This window comes from Lapillicoccus jejuensis, from assembly GCF_006715055.1.
GTDB lineage: Bacteria > Actinomycetota > Actinomycetes > Actinomycetales > Dermatophilaceae > Lapillicoccus > Lapillicoccus jejuensis.
In genome coordinates this window covers 2,668,795-2,688,575 of the sequence record NZ_VFMN01000001.1, presented here as the reverse complement: position 1 = coordinate 2,688,575, position 19,781 = coordinate 2,668,795, and the positions used below count along the sequence as shown (strand labels likewise).

The window sequence follows — 19,781 nt, the reverse complement described above, 5'->3', positions numbered from 1 at the left end:
TCAGGAGGCCGGGGTCGTCGGGACCGTGATCTTGCCGTCGATGATCTGCTGCTTGTAGTCGTCGAGCTTGGACTTGATGTCGTCGACCTTGCCGCCGGTGGTGGCGTAGTCGACGCCGCCCGCCTTGAGGTCGTAGACGTGGTTGCCGGCCTTGAAGGTGCCGTCCTTGACCGACTTGATGAAGTCGTAGACGCCGACGTCGACCTTCTTGATCATCGAGGTGAGGATGACGTCGCGCACGTCGGCCGGGGCCGTCTTGGCCTGGTCGGAGTCGACACCGATGGCGAGCTTGCCCGCCGCCTTGGCCGCGGTGAACACGCCGCCGCCGGAGCCGCCGGCCGCGTGGTAGACGACGTCCGCGCCACCCTGGTACATGCCCTCGGCCGCGGCCTTGCCCTTGTCGACGGACGAGAAGCCCGAGAAGTCCGGCGGCTGGGTGAGGTACTTGACGTCGATCTTGATGCTGGGGTTGACGGCCTTGGCGCCCGCCTCGTAGCCCGCCTCGAACTTCTTGATGAGGTCGGTCTGGACACCGCCGACGAAGCCGATGTGGTTGGCCTTGCTCTTCAGCGCCGCCGCCGCGCCGACGAGGAACGAGCCCTCGTTCTCGGCGAAGGTGATCTGGTCGACGTTGCTGCCCGCCGAGTCCTTGGAGGCGTCGTCGACGATGGCGAACTTCACGTCGGGGTTGGCCGCGGCCACCTTGCCGACGGCCGAGGCGTAGGCGAAGCCGACCGCGACGACGTTGGTGTAGCCGGCGTCGATGAGCTGCTGCAGACGCTCCTGGCGGGCGTTCTCGGACTCGCCGTTGACCGCCGCCGCCTCCTTGCCCTCGACGCCCAGCTCGCTCTTGGCCTTGTCCAGACCTGCGGCCGCCGCGTCGTTGAAGGACTGGTCGCCGCGACCACCCACGTCGTACGCCATGCCGACCTTGAGACCGCCGCCGGACCCGCCGGTGGCGCCGCCGGACGCGCCGCTGCCGCTGTCACCGCCGGAGCTGCTGCTCCCGCACGCGGACAGACCCATCGCCAGCAGGGCTGCACCCGCGACGAACTTCATCGATGAACGCAACGCGCTCTCCTTCTTCCACACCTGACGAGAGCACCGCTCGGCGCTCGGACCGCGGCGACATTACCGGACGGTTCTCGGTCCGTGGACACGCTCCGGGGGCGGTTCACCCATTCGTTACAGGGGTGGGGACAGCCGTCACACAGGCGTCACGCAGGAGCGAGGGCCGCGTTCGCGAGCACGCGCGCGCCGACGAGGACCGCGCGCTCGTCGACGACGAGGTCACCCCGGTGCAGGTCGTACGTCGTCCCGCCCGGGGTGCGGGTGCCGAGCCGCGCCATCGCGCCGGGCACGGTCCCGAGGTACCAGGCGAAGTCCTCCCCGCCCAGGCTCTGCACCGTCGTGGTCTCGGTCGCGCCCGCGGCGAGCACGCCGGCCCGCAGCGCCTCGACCCCGCCGAGGTCGTTGACGACCGGCGGGACGCCGGGGGTGTGCCGCACCTGCGCCGAGACGCCGTACGGCGCCGCGACGGCCGCCACGACCTCGTGCAGCAGCGGGCCGACCGTCGTCCAGACCTGCGCGTCGAGCATCCGCAGGGTGCCGCTGGCCGTCCCCGTCGCCGGGATGACGTTGGCGGCGCCGCCGGCGTGCACCGACCCCCAGACCAGCGCCGCCCCCGCGCGGGGGTCGAGCCGGCGCGAGAGCGCGGCGGGGACGTCGGTGACGACCTTGGCCAGGGCGTAGGTGAGGTCCTGGGTCAGGTGCGGGCGCGAGGTGTGGCCGCCCGTGCCGGTGAGGGTGACCTCGACCGCGTCGGCGGCGGCGGTGATCGCCCCGACCTTGAGCCCGACCTGGCCGACGTCGATCCCCGGGTCGCAGTGGACGGCGAGGACCCGGTCGACGCCGTCGAGACCGCCGGCCTCCATCACCTCGTGCGCGCCGCCGGGGATGACCTCCTCGGCGGGCTGGAAGATCAGCCGGACGGCCAGGCCGCGCCGGGTGAGCTCGTCGGCGCGGGACGCGAGCAGCAGCCCGGCGGCGAGCACGGCGGTCGTGTGGACGTCGTGCCCGCAGGCGTGGCAGATCCCGGGGACGCCCGAGGCGAAGGGCAGGCCGGTCGCCTCGGGGACGGGCAGCGCGTCGAGGTCGGCGCGCAGCGCCACCCGCCGGGTCGCGTCGGCGGGGCCGAGGTCGGCGAGCAGACCGGAGCCCTCGAGCCGCCGTACGGCGACCCCGGCCCGCTCCAGCCGCTCCGCCACCGCCCCGGTGGTGCGCGTCTCGTGCCGCGACAGCTCGGGGTGGGCGTGCAGGTCGCGGCGGAAGGTCAGCAGCTCCTCGCCCAGGGCGTCGAGGGCGTCGCCGTGCGGGGCGGACGGGGCGGGCGGTGCGAGCGGTGCGGGCGGTGCGGGCGGCTCGTGCGCGGGGACGGCGTCGGGGCCGGTCGGTCGCGCAGCGGTGCTCACGGCCAGCAGGCTAGCCGGGGTGCTGCGCGGGTGTCCGGCGCCCCTACTCTCGCCCTCATGACGACGACCGCGCCGCCGCTGCTGCCCCTGCCCGCCCGCGTGACGCCCGAGGTCGCCGAGGCGCTCGTCGAGGGCAGGGGCGTCGTGGCGCTGGAGAGCACGATCCTCGCCCACGGCCTGCCCCGCGGGGAGAACCGGCGGGTCGCCCACGAGATCGAGGCCGCGGTCCGCGCGTCGGGGGCGGTCCCCGCGACCATCGCCGTGCTCGACGGCCAGGTGCACGTCGGGCTCGACGACGACGCGCTCGACCGCGTCTGCAGCGACGACGAGGTGCTCAAGCTCAGCGTGCGCGACGTCGGCGTCGCCGTCGCGCTCGGCCGCACGGGCGCGACGACGGTCGCCTCGACGGCGGCGCTGGCGCACCGGGCCGGCGTCCGCGTCTTCGCGACCGGCGGGCTCGGCGGGGTGCACCGCGGCGCCGCGCAGACCTTCGACGTGTCGGCCGACCTCGGGGTGCTCGCCTCGACGCCGGTGCTCACCGTGTGCGCGGGGGTCAAGTCGATCCTCGACGTGCCGGGGACGCTGGAGACGCTGGAGACGATGTCGGTGCCGGTGCTGGGCTACCGCACCGACCGCTTCCCCGGCTTCTACCTCAGCGACTCCGGGTACGCCGTCCCGTGGCGGGTCGACAGCGCCCGCGAGGCCGCGGCCGTCGCGCACGCGCGCTCGCTGCTGGCGACCGACTCCGCGGGCGTCGTGCTGGCGCAGCCGCTGCCGCTCGACCGGCAGGTCGACCCGGCCCTGCACGACCGGCTCGTCACCGAGGGCCTGGCCACGCTCGAGGCGGAGGGGGTGACCGGCAAGGACGTCACGCCGCGCCTGCTCGAGCTGTTCCACGAGCGCTCCGGCGGGGAGAGCCTGCGGGCCAACGTCGAGCTCGTCCTCGCCAACGCCCGCCTCGCCGGGGAGGTGGCCGTCGAGCTGGCCGGGATGTCCGGGTGGCCGTCGTGAGCGCCGGGCCGGGCCGGCCGCGGCCGGTGGTCGTCGTCGGGGACGTCGGCGTCGACGTCCTCACCGTCCCGCACGGGCCGGTGCCCGACGGGGGCGAGTCGACCGCCGACGTGCGGCTGACCCCCGGCGGCGCGGGCGCGAACACCGCGGTCTGGCTGGCGGCAGCGGGGGCGGACGTCACCCTGCTGTCGCGGGTCGGCGACGACGTCGCCGGCGACGCGGCGCGCAAGGCGCTCGAGGACGCCGGGGTCGGCTGCCGCCTCGCCGTCGACCCCGTCCGGCCGACGTGCACCGTCGTCGTCCTCGTCGACGCGGGCGGTGGGCGCACCATGCTCTCCGACCGCGGCGCGGTCGCCGCGTTGTCGCCCGAGGACGTGCGGCTGCCCGCCGGCGAGGGCCACCTGCACGTCAGCGGCTACGTCCTGCTCTCCCCTGGCTCGCGCGCCGCCGGGCTCGCCGCGCTCGCCGAGGCGCGGTCGCGCGGCTGGACGACGTCGGTCGACCCGCAGTCGGCCGAGCAGGTGCGCGCGGTAGGCGTCGACACCTTCCTGGGATGGGTGTCGGGCGTGGACCTGCTGCTGCCCAACGAGATCGAGCTCGACGCGCTCGGCGAGGCGGTGCTCGACCACGTCGGCGCGGTCGCCGCGACGTACGGCGCCGGCGGGGCGCGGTGGCTCGCGCGGGGCGTCGTACCGGAGCACGTGGCGGCCCCCGCCGTCACCTGCACCGACTCCACCGGCTGCGGCGACGCCTTCGACGCCGGCCTGCTCGCCGCCTGGGTCGCCGGCCGCACCCCCCGCGAGTGCCTCGAGGCCGGCGTCGCCACCGGCAGCCGCGCCGCCACCGCCCCCGGCGCCCGCCCCTGACCCTCCCTCGAGGGCGTCTCCGTACGGCGGCGTCAGGCGGACCCGGCGGCCCGGCGCGCCTCCCAGCGCTCGGCGATGCCGGTCATCTCGTCGACGAGGAACTCGAGGAAGTCGACGGACAGGGCGAGGCGCTCGCCCGCACGGGTGCCGCGGCCGACGACGTCGACCCCCTCGGCGATGACCCGGATGAACGGCTCGTAGATCCGGCCGGCGCCGAGCATCGTGTCGTGCCAGGCGTCGTCGCGCACGACGTAGACGTCCCGGCGGCTGCCGGGCTCGCGCTCGCGGTGGATCATCCGCACCGTCTCGAGGTAGCCCACGGCCCCGGAGACCGAGCCGGCGCTGACGGTGAGCGCCTCGGCCAGCTCGGCCGCGGTCATCCGCCCCTCCTCGTGGGCGAGCAGGGTCGCGAAGACCCGCGCCGGCAGCCGGGGGAAACCCGCTGCCGCGAACGTCGCGGCCAGCCGCTCGGCGAGGTCGCCGACGACCTCGGGCTGCGCCCGGCGGGTACGGCGTCGCCTCGTCGTCGGGTTCGTCACGTCGTCACCCTACAACGTTCGGAAAGTTCTGAAACTTGCTAGCGTGAGGTCATGACCACCACCCCGGCCGTCGAGGTCGCCGGCCTGCGCAAGTCCTTCGGCCGGTCCGTCGCGCTCGACGGGCTCGACCTCACCGTCGCCACCGGCGAGGTGCACGGCTTCCTCGGCCCCAACGGCGCCGGCAAGTCGACGACCATCCGGATCCTGCTCGGGCTGCTGCGCGCCGACGGCGGCACGGCGCGACTCCTCGGAGGCGACCCGTGGGCCGACGTGGAGGCGCTGCACCGCCGGCTGGCCTACGTCCCCGGCGACGTCACCCTGTGGCCCAACCTCACCGGCGGCGAGGTCGTCGACCTGCTCGGCCGGCTGCGCGGCGGCATCGACCCCCGCCGCCGCGACGCGCTGCTCGAGCGCTTCGCCCTCGACCCGACCAAGCGCGGCCGGGCCTACTCCAAGGGCAACCGGCAGAAGGTCGCGCTCGTCGCCGCCTTCGCCTCCGACGTCGAGCTGCTCGTCCTCGACGAGCCGACCTCCGGCCTGGACCCGTTGATGGAGAACGTCTTCCGCGACTGCGTGCGCGAGGAGACGGCCCGCGGGCGCACCGTCCTGCTCTCCAGCCACATCCTCAGCGAGGTCGAGGCGCTGTGCGAGCGGGTGACGATCATCCGCGACGGCCGCACGGTCGAGACCGGCAGCCTCGCCGACCTGCGCCACCTGCGCCGCACCAGCGTCGACGCCACCCTCGAGCGGCCGGTCGACGCGGCCGCGCTCGCGGCGCAGCCCGGGGTCGCCGACGTCGTCGTCGACGGCGACCGGGTGCGGTGCGCCGTCGACACCGCTCACCTCGGGGCGCTGCTGGAGGCGTTGGGGCAGAACGGGATCCGCACCCTCACCTCGCACCCGCCGTCGCTCGAGGAGCTCTTCGCCGACCGCTACCGCGACCCGGTCGGCACGCAGGTGACCGCGTGAACGGCCTCGCCGGCACCGGCCCCCTGCTGCGGCTCGCGCTGCGCCGCGACCGCGTCCTGCTCCCCGTGACCGGGCTGCTCCTCGTCGCCTTCGCGGGCGGCTCGGCGTCCGCGACCCGCTCGCTCTACACCGACCCCGCCGGGGCGGTCGCCGCAGCGCGGGCGGCCAACGCCAGCCCGGCCGTCGTCGGCATGTACGGTCCCCTCGCCGACCCCGCGAACCCCGACTCGGTCGGCGCCCTCAAGACGCTCATGCTCGGCGCCGTCCTGCTCGCTGTGCTCGCCGTGGTGCTCGTCCGCCGGCACACCCGCCTCGAGGAGGAGTCCGGCCGCACCGAGCTGCTCGGCGCGACGGTCGTCGGCCGCCGTGCCCCGCTGGCCGCCGCCGTCGTCCTCGCCTCCGCCGCGGTCGTCGTCGTCTCCCTCCTCGCCGGCCTGTCGATGGCCGCCGCCGGGCTGGGGCTGCGCGGGTCGCTCGCCTTCGGCGCCGCCTGGGCCGCGGCGGGGCTCGCCGTCGTCGGCGTCACCGCCGTCGCCGCGCAGGTCGCCGCCACCGCCCGCGGCTGCGCCGGGCTCGCGTACGGCGCCCTGGGGGCGGCGTACCTGCTCCGCGCCGTCGGCGACACCTCGTCCGCGTCCTGGCTGACCTGGCTCTCCCCGCTGGGCTGGACCGAGCGGATGGAGGTGTACGGCGCCGACCGCTTCGTCGTCGCCCTGCTCGGGCCGGCCTGCCTCGTCGTCCTCGTCGCCGTCGCGCTGCTCGAGCGCCGCGACCTCGGCGCCGGGCTGGTCGCCACCCGCCCGGGACCGGCGCGCGGGGCCGCGTCGCTGGGCAGCCCGCTCGCCCTCGCCTGGCGGCTCCAGCGCGGGCTGCTGCTCGGCTGGCTCGTCGGGTACGCGGTCCTCGGGCTCGTCCTCGGGGCGGTCGCGGGCAGCGTCGGCTCCTTCGTCACCGACGACTCGATCACGCAGATGCTGGCCAGGCTCGGCGGGTCCACCTCGACCCTCGTCGACCTCTTCGTCTCGACCGAGCTGCACTTCCTGGCCGTCGGCGCGGCGGCGTACGGGATCGCCGCGGCGCTGCGCCTGCGCAGCGAGGAGGGCGACCTGCACACCGAGCAGGTGCTCGCCACGGCCGCGACCCGGCGCGCGCAGCTGGGCGCGCACGCCCTCGTCGCGCTCGGTGGCAGCGCCCTGCTCATGCTCGTCGTCGGCGCCGCGCTCGGCGCCACCGCCGGCGGCCAGTACGGCGGTGTCGCGGCGGCGCTCGCGCACCTGCTGCCCGCCGCGCTCTCCCCCGTGCCGGCCGTCTGGGTCTGCGTCGGCCTGGCCCTCGCGGTGTACGGCGCCCTGCCGACCGTCGTCGTGGCCGCCTGGGGCCTGCTCGCCGCGTTCCTCGTCCTCGGCGAGCTCGGCCCGCTGTTCGCCCTCCCGCAGGCGCTGGTCGACCTCTCGCCCTTCGTCCACGGCACCGTCGCCCCGGGCGCCGACGTCGACGGGCGGCCGCTGCTGGCGCTGGCCGCCGTCGTTGTGGCCCTGCTCGCGGCGGCGCTCGCGTCGTTCCGCAGGCGCGACCTCGTCACCGGGTGACGCGCCCCGCGCTCAGGTCAGCTCGGTGCGCCCCGCCGCGGTCAGCCGCTCGACGACCTTCTTGACGTCCTGGGCCCGGTCGCGGGCCATGACGAGCACCGCGTCGGGGGTGTCGACGACGACGACGTCGTCGAGCCCGACGACGGCGACGACCCGACCGCCGGTGACGACGATGCCACCGCCGTCGACGGTCACCACGTCGTCGGCCTCACCGACGACCCGCAGACCCTCGCGGGCCTCGGGCAGCAGGTCACCGAGCGACGCGAAGTCGCCCACGTCGTCCCAGGAGAACCCGGCCGGCACGACGGCGACGAGCCCGCGAGCCGCGGCCGGCTCGGCGACGGCGTGGTCGATGGCGATCTTGGTCAGTCCCGGCCACACCTCGTCCAACCGCTCCGGCTCGGCCGCGACGGCGCGCACGCCGGCGGCGAGCTCGGGGTGCTCGGCCGCGAGGACGTCGAGCAGCACCGACGCCTGGACGACGAACATGCCCGCGTTCCAGCGGAATCCGCCCTCCGCGAGGTAGCGCTGCGCCGTCGCCGCGTCGGGCTTCTCGACGAACTCGACGACCGCCCGCGCGCTCGGGGCGCCGTCGACGCCGAGCGCCTCGCCCTCGCGGATGTAGCCGAAGCCCGTCGCCGGGTGGGTGGGCGTGAGCCCGATGGTGACGACCCGGCCGGTCCGGGCGACCGCGACGGCCTCGCGCACGACGGCGTGGAAGGCGGGCAGGTCGCCGATGACGTGGTCGGCCGCGAACGAGCCGATGACGGCGTCCGCGTCGCGCCGCTCGATGATCGCCGCCGCGAGCGCGATGGCGGGCATCGAGTCGCGCGGGGTGGGCTCGGCGACGACCTCGACGCCGTCGGGCAGCTGCTCGACGACGGCGTCGACGTGCGCGGCCCCGGTGACGACGAGCACCCGGTCGCCGGCCAGCGGCGCGAGCCGGTCGCGCGTCGCCTGCAGCAGCGAGCGCCCGCTGCCGGTGAGGTCGCGCAGGAACTTCGGCGACGTGCGCCGCGACACCGGCCACAGCCGGGTCCCCGCCCCACCCGCGGGGATGACCCCCCAGAAGCCCTCGACCTGCTCGACCTGCTGCGCGTGCTCGTCCGGCGCCACGGCGCCCCCCGTCGTCGTCATACCCGCGACGGTAGCCGCCCGGCTCGGGTGCGACCGCATCCGTCCGCCGTTAGCGTGCGGGGACCGGCGACGACGCCGTACGGCGCACCGTCAGGCCCACGAGGGGACGGCCGCCCGCGAGGACGGAGACACCATGAGCCGCCAGACCACCACGCCCACCGCTCCCCCGGCCGCCCCACCGACCGGGTTGCTCGGCCGGCTCGACCGCCGGCACACCGTGGCCCCCGCCGGGTTCAACCGGTGGCTGGTGCCGCCGGCCGCCCTCGCGGTGCACCTGTGCATCGGGCAGGTGTACGCGACGAGCGTCTACAAGACCTCGATGGTCGCCCACTTCTCCACCGGGCAGACCGAGATCGGCGTCGTCTTCTCCATCGCCATCGTCATGCTGGGCCTGTCCGCGGCCGTCTTCGGCACGTGGGTGGAGAAGGTCGGCCCGCGCCGGGCGATGTTCACCGCCGCCTGCGCGTGGGCGGTCGGCTTCCTCGTCGCCGCCCTCGGCATCGCGACGACCCAGCTGTGGCTGCTCTACCTCGGCTACGGCGTCATCGGCGGGATCGGGCTCGGGATCGGCTACATCTCCCCGGTCTCGACTCTGATCAAGTGGTTCCCGGACCGGCCGGGGCTCGCGACGGGCCTGGCCATCATGGGCTTCGGCGGCGGGGCGCTGCTGGCCAGCCCGCTCTCGCGGCAGCTGCTCCAGGCCTACGACGCGTCGTACAAGCCCTCGGTCTCCAGCTCGACCGCCGACGGCCACGCGCTGACGCTGCTCTTCGTCACCCTCGGCGTCGTCTACTTCCTCGTCATGATGGTCGGCGTCGCCAACATCCGCGTCCCCGCGACCGGCTGGACGCCCGACGGCTTCGACCCCTCGTCGGTCAAGGCGCCGCTGGTCGGCACGCAGGCGGTCACCGCCGCCCAGGCGGTCCGGACCCCGCAGTTCTGGCTGCTGTGGGTCGTGCTCTTCTGCAACGTCACCGCCGGCATCGGGATCCTCGAGCAGGCCAGCCCGATGATCCAGGACTTCTTCCGCTCGGGCAGCACCTCGGCGGTCACCGTCGCCGCGGCCGGCGGCTTCGTCGGGCTGCTCTCGCTGTTCAACATGGCCGGACGGTTCGTGTGGTCCTCGACGTCCGACGCCATCGGCCGCAAGCCGGTCTACGTGCTCTACCTCGGCGGCGGCATCGTGCTCTACCTGCTGCTGGCCACCGTCGGCGCCAGCGCGACGTGGCTCTTCGTCCTGCTCGCCGCGCTCATCATCTCCTTCTACGGCGGCGGGTTCGCCACCGCGCCGGCGTACCTGCGCGACCTCTTCGGCACCCTCCAGGTGGGCGCGATCCACGGCCGGCTGCTCACCGCCTGGTCGGCCGCCGGCGTCGCCGGCCCGCTCGTCGTCAACGGCTTCCTCGACGCCCAGGGCAAGCCGGGCACCCTCAGCGCCTCGGCCTACCGGCCGGCGCTCCTGACCATGGTCGGGGTGCTCGCCGTCGGGCTCGTCGCGAACCTCCTCGTGCGCCGGGTCGCCGAGAAGCACCACGCCACCGGCGAGCAGCGCGAGGCGGCGGCGTCGGCGCACGACGTGGCCACCCCCGGCCCGGTCCCGGGCGGCGCCCGCCTGCTGCTGTCGTGGGCGCTCATCGTCGCCCTGCTCGCGTACGGCGTCGTCCAGACCCTCTCGACGGCGGTCAAGCTCTTCACCTGAGCGCCGCCGGGGCCACCCGACGCCTACCTGGAGGTAACGAGAGGAATCGCACAGGCGTACGGGGCGTCCCGGACCTGAGACCGTCGCGCCCAGGAACTACAGTTCTGGTTCGTGGCCACCTCGACGCTCCCCGCGACGATCACGGCCCGACGGACCACCATCGCGATGAAGATGGTCATGGCCACGACGGGCATCGTCTTCGTCCTCTTCGTGCTCGCGCACATGTACGGCAACCTCAAGATGTTCGGCGGCCAGGCGGCCTACGACGAGTACGCGCACCACCTGCGCACCCTCGCCGAGCCCATCGCGCCGTACAGCGGGGTGCTGTGGGTGCTGCGGGTCGTGCTGCTCGGCTCGCTCGTCGCGCACGTCTACTCCGCCTTCTATCTGTGGAGCCGCGCGCAGAGCGCCCGCTCGACGCGCTACCAGGTGAAGAAGGCGGTCGCCTCGACCCTGTCGGCGAAGTTCATGCGCTGGGGCGGGGTGACGCTGCTGCTCTTCATCGTCTTCCACATCCTGCAGTTCACGACCCAGACCATCAACGTCAACGGCCAGTACGACTCGCCGTACCGGCGCTACGTCTCGGCCTTCCAGCCGGGCGTCTGGTGGGTCTTCGTCATCTACGCGCTGGCCATGGTCGCGCTCGCGATGCACATCCGGCACGGGGTCTGGTCGGCGAGCCAGACCCTCGGGTGGACCGGGTCGGCCACCGCCCGCCGCCGCGCCAACCTCGCCGGCTACGTCCTCGCGACGGTCGTGTCGCTGGGCTTCATCCTCCCGCCGATCTTCGTGCTCGTCGGCGCCATCAAGTAACACTCTCTCGCAGGAGCTGATCGCATGAGCGACACCCTCACCGAAGCGCCGCAGGCCCCCGAGGCCCCCACGCAGAACGCCGGCGTCGTCCACGGCCTGTACCGCGAGGGCGAGCCGATCGCCGACACCAAGGCGCCGAAGGTCGACATCAAGGACCGCTGGACCACCCGGCAGTTCGAGGCGGCGCTGGTCAACCCGGCCAACCGCCGCAAGCTGACCGTCATCGTCGTCGGCACCGGCCTGGCCGGCGGCGCCGCCTGCGCCACGCTGGGCGAGGCGGGCTACCACGTCAAGTCCTTCTGCTACCAGGACTCCCCGCGCCGGGCGCACTCGATCGCCGCCCAGGGCGGGATCAACGCGGCGAAGAACTACAAGGAGGACGGCGACTCGGTCTACCGCCTCTTCTACGACACGGTGAAGGGCGGCGACTTCCGCTCGCGGGAGTCCAACGTCTACCGCCTCGCCGAGGTCAGCGCGAACATCATCGACCAGTGCGTCGCGCAGGGCGTCCCCTTCGCCCGCGAGTACGGCGGCCTGCTCGACAACCGCTCGTTCGGCGGCGTCCAGGTCTCGCGCACCTTCTACGCCCGCGGCCAGACGGGTCAGCAGCTGCTCATCGGCGCCTACCAGGCCCTCGAGCGCCAGATCGCCGCCGGCACGGTGCAGATGTACACCCGGCACGAGATGCTCGAGCTCGTCCTCGTCGACGGCCGCGCCCGCGGCATCATCGCCCGGGACCTCGTCACCGGTGAGGTCGAGACGCACCTGGCCGACGCGGTCGTGCTGGCCAGCGGCGGCTACGGCAACGTCTTCTTCCTCTCGACCAACGCGATGAACTCCAACGTCACCGCGACGTGGCGCGCGCACCGCAAGGGCGCGATGTTCTCCAACCCCTGCTACACGCAGATCCACCCGACCTGCATCCCCGTCTCCGGCGACCACCAGTCGAAGCTGACGCTGATGAGCGAGTCGTTGCGCAACGACGGCCGGATCTGGGTGCCGAAGCGCCGCGAGGACTGCGAGAAGGACCCGCGCGACATCCCCGAGGAGGACCGCGACTACTACCTGGAGCGGATCTACCCCTCCTTCGGCAACCTCGTGCCCCGCGACATCGCCTCGCGGCAGGCGAAGAACGTCTGCGACGAGGGCCGCGGCGTCGGCCCCAAGGTCGGCGACTTCGCCCGCGGGGTCTACCTCGACTTCTCCGACGCCCTGGCCCGGATGAGCACCGAGGCGGTCGCGGAGAAGTACGGCAACCTCTTCGACATGTACCAGCGGATCACCGGCGAGTCGCCGTACGAGGTCCCGATGCGGATCTACCCCGCGGTGCACTACACGATGGGTGGCCTGTGGGTCGACTACGACCTGCAGTCCAACATCCCCGGGCTGTTCGTGGCCGGTGAGGCGAACTTCTCCGACCACGGCGCGAACCGGCTCGGGGCCTCGGCCCTCATGCAGGGTCTCGCCGACGGCTACTTCGTCCTGCCCAACACGATCCGCGACTACCTCGCCCACGGGCCGTACCCGAAGGTCGAGGAGACCCACGACGAGGTCGTCGCCGCGCGCACCGCGGTCGAGGAGCGCGTGCAGAAGCTGCTCTCCGTCAACGGCGAGCGCTCGGTGGACTCGTTCCACAAGGAGCTCGGCCACATCATGTGGGAGTACTGCGGGATGGAGCGCTCCGAGGAGGGCCTGCTCAAGGCCATCGACCTCATCCGCTCGCTCAAGGACGAGTTCTGGCGCAACGTGCGCGTCCTCGGCAGCGGGGCGACGCTCAACCAGAGCCTGGAGAAGGCCGGCCGCGTCGCCGACTTCCTGGAGCTCGGCGAGCTGATGTGCATCGACGCGCTGCACCGCCGCGAGTCCTGCGGAGGCCACTTCCGCACCGAGTCGCAGACCGAGGACGGCGAGGCGCTGCGCGACGACCAGGAGTTCGCGTACGTCGCCGCGTGGGAGTGGGGCGGCGAGGACGGCATCCCCACGCTGCACAAGGAAGACCTCGTCTTCGACTACGTCCACCTCAAGCAACGGAGTTACAAGTGAGGATCACCCTTCAGGTCTGGCGCCAGGACGGCCCCCAGGACGGCGGGGGGATGCGCGACTACGTGCTCGACGACGTCTCCGAGGACATGTCCTTCCTCGAGATGCTCGACGTGCTCAACGAAGACCTCATCGGCAGGGGCGAGGAGCCGGTCGCCTTCGACTCGGACTGCCGCGAGGGCATCTGCGGCTCGTGCGGGCTGGTCATCAACGGCCGGGCGCACGGCCCGGAGGTGACGACGACGTGCCAGCTGCACATGCGCAGCTTCCACGACGGCGACGTCATCTCGGTCGAGCCGTGGCGCGCCGACGCGTTCCCGGTCATCAAGGACCTCGTCGTCGACCGCAGCGCCTTCGACCGGATCATCCAGGCCGGTGGCTACGTCTCGGTCAACACCGGCGCGGCCCCCGACGCGCACGCGACCCCGGTGCCGAAGGACGACGCCGACAAGTCGTTCGCGTCGGCCACCTGCATCGGCTGCGGCGCGTGCGTGGCGGCCTGCCCGAACGCCTCCGGCATGCTCTTCATGGGCGCCAAGGTCACCCACCTCGGGCTGCTCCCGCAGGGCCAGCCCGAGCGCGACGCCCGCGTGGTGAAGATGGTCAACCAGCACGACCACGAGGGCTTCGGCGGCTGCACCAACATCGGCGAGTGCGCCGCGGCGTGCCCCAAGGAGATCCCGCTCGACGTCATCTCCCGGCTCAACAAGGACCTCCGTACGGCGATGCGGCACGGCCACTGAGCGGACGCCGACCCGCGCGGCCCGCGCACCCGACTCACCGCGAAGGCCCCGGTCCCCCTCAGGGGAACCGGGGCCTTCGCCGTCGGCGGCTGTCGTAGGCTGCCCCGGTCATGTCACCCCGCAGCACCCGCGCCGCCGTCGGCGCCCTCGTCGCCGCCCTGCTGGTCGTCGCGGCGTCCGCCCTCCCGAGCGTCGCGGCCGGGCCGACGTGCGGACCGGGGGCGACCCCGACGGTGGTGACGGCCGCACCGTCCGGCGGCCGGCCGCAGCCATCGGTGACGACCCTGGCCGACGGGCGCACCCTCACACCGACGTGCCAGCTGGTCCCGCCCACGCCGCAGCGCGGGCCGCGGATCGCGCCGGCGGACACGGTGGGCGGGCCGCGCCTGGCCGCGTCGGGGCTCGTCCTCGACGCCCCGCGCGGGACGCCGGCGCCGCCCGCGGTCACCGACGTCTCGTGGCTCGTGGCCGACCTCGACACCGGTCAGGTCCTCGCCGCGAAGAGCCCGCACGCGCTGCTCGCGCCCGCCAGCACGATCAAGACGCTGCTCTCGCTCGTCGCCCTGCCGGCCCTGCCGCCGACGAAGGTCGTCCGCGCGTCGGCCGCCGACGTCGCGGCGGAGGGGACGCGCGTGGGGCTGGTGCAGGGGGCGCCGTACACCGTGGACCAGCTGTTCCTCGGCCTGGTCATGGTGAGCGGCAACGACACGGCGTACGCCCTGGCCGACGCCCTCGGCGGGCGGGCGCGGACGGTGTCGCTGATGAACGCCGCCGCGGGGCGGCTCGGGGCGTGGGACACCCGCGTCGTCGACCCGTCCGGGCTCGACGCGGCCGGGCAGCGCAGCAGCGCCTACGACCTCGCGCTGTTCGGGCGGGCGGTGATGCGGCAGTCGCGGTTCCGGGCCTACGCGGCCACGACGGCGACGACGTTCCCCGGGGGCATCGACCCGACCGGCAAGGTCTTCGCGCCGTTCGCGATCCAGAACCACAACACGCTGCTGGCCAACTACCCCGGCGCGTTCGGGGTGAAGAACGGCTACACGACGCAGGCGCGGCACACCTTCATCGGCGCGGCCCGGCGCGGCGGGCACACGCTGCTCGTCACCGAGATGGGCGGCGTCACCGTGCCCAGCTGGAAGCCGACCGCCGCCCTGCTCGATTGGGCCTTCGCGCACCGGGCGGCGCTGCGACCGGTCGGCACGCTCGTCGCCGCCGGGACGCCGCGTCCCGCCGAGCTGACCGCCGCGACGTCGACGCCGACCACCGGGCCGTCGGTGAGCCCGGGCTCCACGCCGACCGCCGCCGTCGACGCGGCCGGCGCCCCGGCCGGGCCACCGCCTCCCGGTGGCGAGCCCAACGCCGTCGCCGCCCTCTCCTCCCCCGTCACGTACGGCGCCCTCGCCGCGGTCCTGCTCGCCGTCGGCGCGGGGCTCGCCGGCTCCCGGCGCCGCACCCGCCGCCCCGCCCCCACCCCCGACTGACCGGACTGCTGCGGGAAGGGGACCTCGACGTCACCCCCGGATCCGGACTGCTGCGGAAAGAGGAGGCCGGTCAGGAACGGGCGAGCAGCAGCAGCCCGCGCTCGACCTGGTCCATGAACAGGTCGAGGTGCAGCCGCAGCCCGACGAGGTCGATGCGCAGCACCCGCTACGAACCCAGGGTCACCTCGTTCTGCCGCAGGTTGTCGTCCGTGACCGCCAGCCCCTGCCGGTGCTGCGACCCGTCGATCTCGACGACGAGCCCGTACTCCTCCCGCGCGACGTCGAGGTAGATCCGTCCGGTGGGAGTACGGCGGACCGCCTGCCGGGTCGGCTCCGGCAGACCGCGCTCCCGGCACGCCTGCGCGAAGTCGATCTCACCGAGCGCCTTCGCTCCGTCGAGCAGGTCGGCGACCACTCGTGCGATGAACGTGCGCCGCTTCCACAGCGCCACCTTCGGCAGCCACTGCGCGATGTGCTCGGCCGTGGTGATGCCTTGCTGCACGCTCATGCACAGCAGCAGGGCGCCCTGCCGGTCGCTCACCGCCCAGCTCGCTCCTCGGAGGGCCGCGATGGCCGGACGCACCCGCGGGATGCCGCCCTCGGCCAGCTCCCCCGCCTCCCGCGCGATGACGGAGCGCACGTCGACGTCCTCCGGGCTGGCGACGGTGTGGCCGTGCGGGTGGGAGACCACCGGTCGGTCCACCTCGAACCCGGTCAGGCCCGCGGCCGTCAGCGCCGACGCCCCGTCGAGAGCGGCGGAACCGCCTGTCTCCCACACCGCCCGCCACAGCCGTCCCTCATCGGCGAGGTCACCGGTCGTGACGGCGACGGTCCGGGCGCCCCACGACCGCCAACGGCCGGCCCGGATCTCCGTCCGCACCTCGAAGCGGTCGATACCCGCAGCGCGCAGCTGGGCCCGACTGACCACCCCACCCTGCGCCTGCGCCAGGTCCGACGCGACCCGCCGGCGCTCCTGTCCCTGCTCGGTTCTCCCCATGACGCACCAGAGTGCGACGACGGGACCCGGCCGCGCCGGCCTCCGACGGGTGCCTGTGGACGACGCCGTAGGGAGCCGCCCTGTGGACAACCCGGAGCGCTCACCGCGTCCCTCGTCACCTCGACGTCGCAGCAGTCCGCGAACCCGGCGAGACGTCGACGTCCCTCTCCCACAGCAGTCCGCGAAGCCGGGGTGACGTCGACGTCCCGGCCCGATAGCAGTCCGGGTCAGCGGTAGACGCGCAGCAGCGCGCGGACGCCGCGGGCGAGCGAGCCCAGCCCGAGCGCGGCCGTCGCACCGAGCACGGCGCCGGCGGCCAGCGAGGTCCGGTCCCGCTCGCGGTCACCGAAGGTCGGCAGGCCCCCGACGGCGCGGTCGCGCGGCACCGCCGGGTCGGCGGCGGCCGCGCGCTGGGCGGCGCGGTCGTCGGCCGCCGCGATCCGCGCCTCCTTCTCCAGCACCAGCCGGCCCCGGCGCTGCGCGATCGCGGGTGCGCCGGCCGGCGTGACCACCGAGGCGGCGACGGACGTCGCCGCGGCCCGCGCCGCCGTGGGGCGCCCGTCCTTGCGGGCCGGGGGCACCGGGACGGCGGGCGGACGGGGCGTCGTACGGCCCTCCAGGCGCTCCCCCGCCTCCTCGCGCTCGGACTCGCCGCCCTGGGCGTCCTTCTCCGCCTGCAGCCTCGCCGCGAGCGCGGCGAGCTCGTCGGCGTTGTCGTTGGCGACCCAGGCGGCCCCGACGAGGGTGAGCTTGGCGATGAGGTTGAACCAGAAGAGCAGGCCGACGACGAGGGCGACCGAGCCCAGCAGCGGGCTCTTCGTCGCGTTGGCGATGAGCTGCAGACCGAAGAACTTGACGACGGTCAGCCCCACCGCGGTGACGAGCGCGCCGGTGCGCATCTGCCGCACCGACAGCCCCGCCCCGCCGAGGATCCGCAGCGAGACGATCATGATCGCGAAGTCGATGCCCAGGCCGACGGCGAGCCCGATGACCGTGACGAGGACGGCGCTGACCCCCTTGCCGACGACGCCGGCGAACAGGTCGCCCAGCGCGCCGGTCAGGCTGGTCAGCGTCGCGGACACGACGACGGCCAGGCCCAGGCTGCCGAGCACCCCGAGGTCGCGCAGCTTCTGGGTGACGACGTTGCCGGGGCTGCCGGTCAGGCCGAAGACGGTGCGGATCCCGTCGCGCAGCCCACCGACCCAGCCGACGCCGGACAGGACGAGCCCGACGACGCCGACGATCCCGCTGACCGTGACGACGGACAACGACGGCGCGGTGAGGTTGATGATCCCGTCCGGCGTCGTTGGCGTCTTGACCAGCCCGGGCAGGTTGTCGGCCAGGGACCGGGTCAGGGAGTCGACGACCTGCGGGTTGTTCCGCAGGACGAGCCCGAGGATCGCCGCGGCGAGCGCGGCGGCGGGGAAGACCGAGAAGAAGGCGTAGAACGCGACGCCGGACGCGAGCAGGTTGCCCCGCGCCTCCCCGAACCGGGTCCACGCCTGCCACCCGCGGGTGCGCTGGAACCGGGCCCAGGCCTGCTTGACCGCGTCCACGTCAGCGTCCCCCGGTCACGGCGGCCGCGGCGAGCGCGAACTCGCGCAGCGGCACCCACGTGCCGTCCTGGCGCCGCTCGTAGAGGTGGAACCCGCCCACCTCGAACTCGACCGACCAGTCCGCGAGGTCGTCGAAGGCGGTGTCGAGCGCGTCCTCGGGCACGTCGTGGGCGACGGTGACGTGCGGGTGGTAGGGGAACGCGGCCGGGTCGCCCCAGCGCTCGCCGCGCACCGCCCGCTCGAGCTGCTCGCACTCGCTGATCCCCCGCGCGACCTGCACGAAGACGACGTCCGAGACCGGCCGGAACGTCCCCGTCCCGCGCAGCACCATGGGGAACGCGCTGACCCGGGCCGCCACCTGCTCGAGGTGGGCCACCAGCGAGTCCCGCTCGTCGGCGTCCACGGCGGTGGGTCCCAGCAGCGTGACGTGCGGCGGCACCAACCGCGCCAACGGGTCGCCGTACGACGCCCGCTTGGCCTGCAGGTGCGTCGCGTGCGGCTCCGGGACCGGGATCGAGACCCCGATGACGGAGGCACCGGCGTCGGCCTCGACCCGCTCTGCAGCCATGCCGGCCATTGTTGCAGCAGCCGACCAGCCCGCCGCACGGGATCGCTCTGGGGCGGCGGGCCCCGCTCCCGCTAGCCTCGGGCCGTGCCCGACGCCGCCCAGACCACCGCCCGCTTCTCCGACCTGCACGGCGGGGAGCCGTCCGGCGTGTGGTCGGCCCCCGGTCGGGTCAACCTCATCGGCGAGCACACCGACTACAACGGCGGCCTGGCGCTGCCGATCGCGCTGACCCAGCGCACCCGCGCGGCCGTGCGGCTGCGCGAGGACGGCCTGCTGCGGGTGACCAGCGACATCTCCGACGACCCGGTCGAGGTCGCCGTCGCGGACGTCGACGAGCAGCGGCCGGGCGGCTGGGCGTCGTACGTCGCCGGGGTGCTGTGGTCGTTCGGTCGGCAGGGGCACCCCGTGCCCGGGGCCGACGTCCACGTCTCCAGCGACGTGCCGGTCGGCGCGGGACTGTCGAGCTCGGCCGCCATCGAGTGCGCCGTCGCCGCCGGCCTCGACGACCTGCTCGGCGTCGGGCTGCTCGCCGACGACGCCGGCCGGGCGCGGCTGGCGAGCTGGTGCCAGGACGCCGAGAACACGATCGCCGGCGCCCAGACCGGCGGCATGGACCAGGCGATCTCGCTGCGGGGGCAGGAGGCGCACGCCGCGCTCATCGACTGCCGCTCGGGCGAGGTCGAGCAGGTGCCGTTCGACCTCGCCGGCCACGACCTGGCGCTGCTCGTCGTCGACACCAAGGCCCAGCACGAGCTCAACGACGGGCAGTACGCCGTCCGCCGCGCCACCTGCGAGGCGGCGGCGCGGACGCTGGGGGTCGGGACGCTGCGCGAGGTCCCGGTCTCCGGGCTCGACGAGGCGCTCGGCCGGCTCGAGGACGACGAGAGCCGCGCCCGGGTGCGGCACGTCGTCATGGAGATCGACCGCGTCGAGCGCTGCGTCGCCGCGCTGCGGGGCGACGACTACGCGCAGGTGGGGCGGCTGTTCGTGGCGTCGCACGCCTCGCTGCGCGACGACTACGAGGTGTCCTGCCTCGAGCTCGACGTCGCCGTCGACGCGGCGCTCGCGGCCGGCGCGCTCGGGGCGCGGATGACCGGCGGCGGGTTCGGCGGGTCGGCGATCGCGCTCGTGCCCGCCGGGTCGGTCGACGCGGTCACGGCGGCGGTCGAGGCGGCCTTCGCCGAGCGCGGCCTGCACGCGCCGGCGTGCTTCGCCGTCACCGCCGGACCGCCCGCCGGCCGCGACGCCTGACGTCGCCGGGGTGGGCTCGGCCGAACACGACCTTCGGGACCATCCGGACGA

General features: G+C 74.5%; 17 protein-coding genes. 10 read left to right on the top strand and 7 right to left on the bottom strand.

What is annotated here, in order from left to right; genetic code table 11:
• Entirely contained in the window at positions 1 to 1,059 is a 1,059-nt protein-coding gene (locus FB458_RS12585; RefSeq protein ID WP_170185669.1) for a BMP family lipoprotein, read from the bottom strand.
• Between the two features lie 158 nt (positions 1,060 to 1,217).
• On the bottom strand, positions 1,218 to 2,471 hold the full coding sequence (locus FB458_RS12580; protein WP_425460842.1) for an amidohydrolase: 1,254 nt from the start codon (positions 2,469 to 2,471) through the stop codon (positions 1,218 to 1,220).
• 57 nt (positions 2,472 to 2,528) lie between these two features.
• Between FB458_RS12580 and FB458_RS12575 the strand changes: the two genes are divergently transcribed.
• The gene (locus tag FB458_RS12575) at positions 2,529 to 3,482 is read left to right on the top strand and encodes a pseudouridine-5'-phosphate glycosidase (protein ID WP_141848793.1); all 954 of its coding nucleotides are present in this window, start codon (positions 2,529 to 2,531) and stop codon (positions 3,480 to 3,482) included.
• The gene (locus FB458_RS12570; RefSeq protein WP_246061194.1) at positions 3,470 to 4,348 is read left to right on the top strand and encodes a carbohydrate kinase family protein; all 879 of its coding nucleotides are present in this window, start codon (positions 3,470 to 3,472) and stop codon (positions 4,346 to 4,348) included. The genes FB458_RS12575 and FB458_RS12570 overlap by 13 nt, the downstream gene beginning before the upstream one ends.
• Before the next feature lie 32 nt (positions 4,349 to 4,380).
• Here the strand turns inward: FB458_RS12570 and FB458_RS12565 are convergent, their stop codons facing one another.
• Positions 4,381 to 4,887 carry a GbsR/MarR family transcriptional regulator gene (locus FB458_RS12565; protein ID WP_211356029.1) on the bottom strand — a complete coding sequence of 169 codons (507 nt, stop codon included), beginning with the start codon at positions 4,885 to 4,887 and terminating at the stop codon, positions 4,381 to 4,383.
• A 51-nt stretch (positions 4,888 to 4,938) separates the two neighbouring features.
• Here FB458_RS12565 and FB458_RS12560 point away from each other — a divergent pair, with 51 nt between their 5' ends.
• Together FB458_RS12560 and FB458_RS12555 are read left to right on the top strand one after the other, a co-directional pair.
• Complete coding sequence (locus FB458_RS12560) at positions 4,939 to 5,856, top strand: ABC transporter ATP-binding protein (RefSeq protein WP_141848792.1); 918 nt, start codon at positions 4,939 to 4,941, stop codon at positions 5,854 to 5,856.
• Positions 5,853 to 7,445 (top strand): ABC transporter permease, encoded by a 1,593-nt coding sequence (locus tag FB458_RS12555; RefSeq protein ID WP_141848791.1) that lies wholly within the window; start codon positions 5,853 to 5,855, stop codon positions 7,443 to 7,445. Before FB458_RS12560 ends, FB458_RS12555 begins: the two co-directional genes overlap by 4 nt.
• Positions 7,446 to 7,457: 12 nt before the next feature.
• Here FB458_RS12555 and FB458_RS12550 read toward each other — a convergent pair whose 3' ends face one another.
• On the bottom strand, positions 7,458 to 8,582 hold the full coding sequence (locus FB458_RS12550) for a mannose-1-phosphate guanylyltransferase (RefSeq protein WP_141848790.1): 1,125 nt from the start codon (positions 8,580 to 8,582) through the stop codon (positions 7,458 to 7,460).
• Positions 8,583 to 8,715: 133 nt separating this feature from the next.
• Here FB458_RS12550 and FB458_RS12545 point away from each other — a divergent pair, with 133 nt between their 5' ends.
• From FB458_RS12545 to FB458_RS12525, 5 genes are all read left to right on the top strand, one after another.
• Positions 8,716 to 10,281, top strand: a complete 1,566-nt coding sequence (locus tag FB458_RS12545) for an OFA family MFS transporter (RefSeq protein WP_211356028.1) — start codon at positions 8,716 to 8,718, stop codon at positions 10,279 to 10,281.
• Between the two features lie 111 nt (positions 10,282 to 10,392).
• Positions 10,393 to 11,094, top strand: coding sequence for a succinate dehydrogenase cytochrome b subunit (locus tag FB458_RS12540; RefSeq protein ID WP_141848789.1), 702 nt, complete (start codon positions 10,393 to 10,395; stop codon positions 11,092 to 11,094).
• A gap of 24 nt (positions 11,095 to 11,118) precedes the next feature.
• Positions 11,119 to 13,137 carry a fumarate reductase/succinate dehydrogenase flavoprotein subunit gene (locus tag FB458_RS12535; protein ID WP_141848788.1) on the top strand — a complete coding sequence of 673 codons (2,019 nt, stop codon included), beginning with the start codon at positions 11,119 to 11,121 and terminating at the stop codon, positions 13,135 to 13,137.
• On the top strand, positions 13,134 to 13,877 hold the full coding sequence (locus FB458_RS12530) for a succinate dehydrogenase/fumarate reductase iron-sulfur subunit (protein ID WP_141848787.1): 744 nt from the start codon (positions 13,134 to 13,136) through the stop codon (positions 13,875 to 13,877). The genes FB458_RS12535 and FB458_RS12530 overlap by 4 nt, the downstream gene beginning before the upstream one ends.
• 110 nt (positions 13,878 to 13,987) lie before the next feature.
• Positions 13,988 to 15,358 carry a D-alanyl-D-alanine carboxypeptidase family protein gene (locus tag FB458_RS12525; protein ID WP_141848786.1) on the top strand — a complete coding sequence of 457 codons (1,371 nt, stop codon included), beginning with the start codon at positions 13,988 to 13,990 and terminating at the stop codon, positions 15,356 to 15,358.
• Between the two features lie 166 nt (positions 15,359 to 15,524).
• On the opposite strand, the gene FB458_RS12520 is transcribed toward FB458_RS12525, so the two are convergent.
• The 3 genes from FB458_RS12520 to FB458_RS12510 all read right to left on the bottom strand — a co-directional run bounded on the left by FB458_RS12520 (position 15,525) and on the right by FB458_RS12510 (position 18,479).
• Entirely contained in the window at positions 15,525 to 16,355 is an 831-nt protein-coding gene (locus FB458_RS12520) for a hypothetical protein (RefSeq protein ID WP_141848785.1), read from the bottom strand.
• 227 nt (positions 16,356 to 16,582) lie between these two features.
• A complete protein-coding gene (locus FB458_RS12515) occupies positions 16,583 to 17,911 on the bottom strand; it encodes a YihY/virulence factor BrkB family protein (RefSeq protein WP_141848784.1) in 1,329 nt (442 codons plus the stop codon).
• A gap of 1 nt (position 17,912) precedes the next feature.
• Positions 17,913 to 18,479 (bottom strand): 2'-5' RNA ligase family protein, encoded by a 567-nt coding sequence (locus FB458_RS12510; protein ID WP_141848783.1) that lies wholly within the window; start codon positions 18,477 to 18,479, stop codon positions 17,913 to 17,915.
• An 84-nt stretch (positions 18,480 to 18,563) separates the two neighbouring features.
• Here FB458_RS12510 and galK point away from each other — a divergent pair, with 84 nt between their 5' ends.
• Positions 18,564 to 19,730 (top strand): galactokinase, encoded by a 1,167-nt coding sequence (galK, locus tag FB458_RS12505; protein ID WP_141848782.1) that lies wholly within the window; start codon positions 18,564 to 18,566, stop codon positions 19,728 to 19,730.
• Positions 19,731 to 19,781 lie beyond the last annotated feature (51 nt).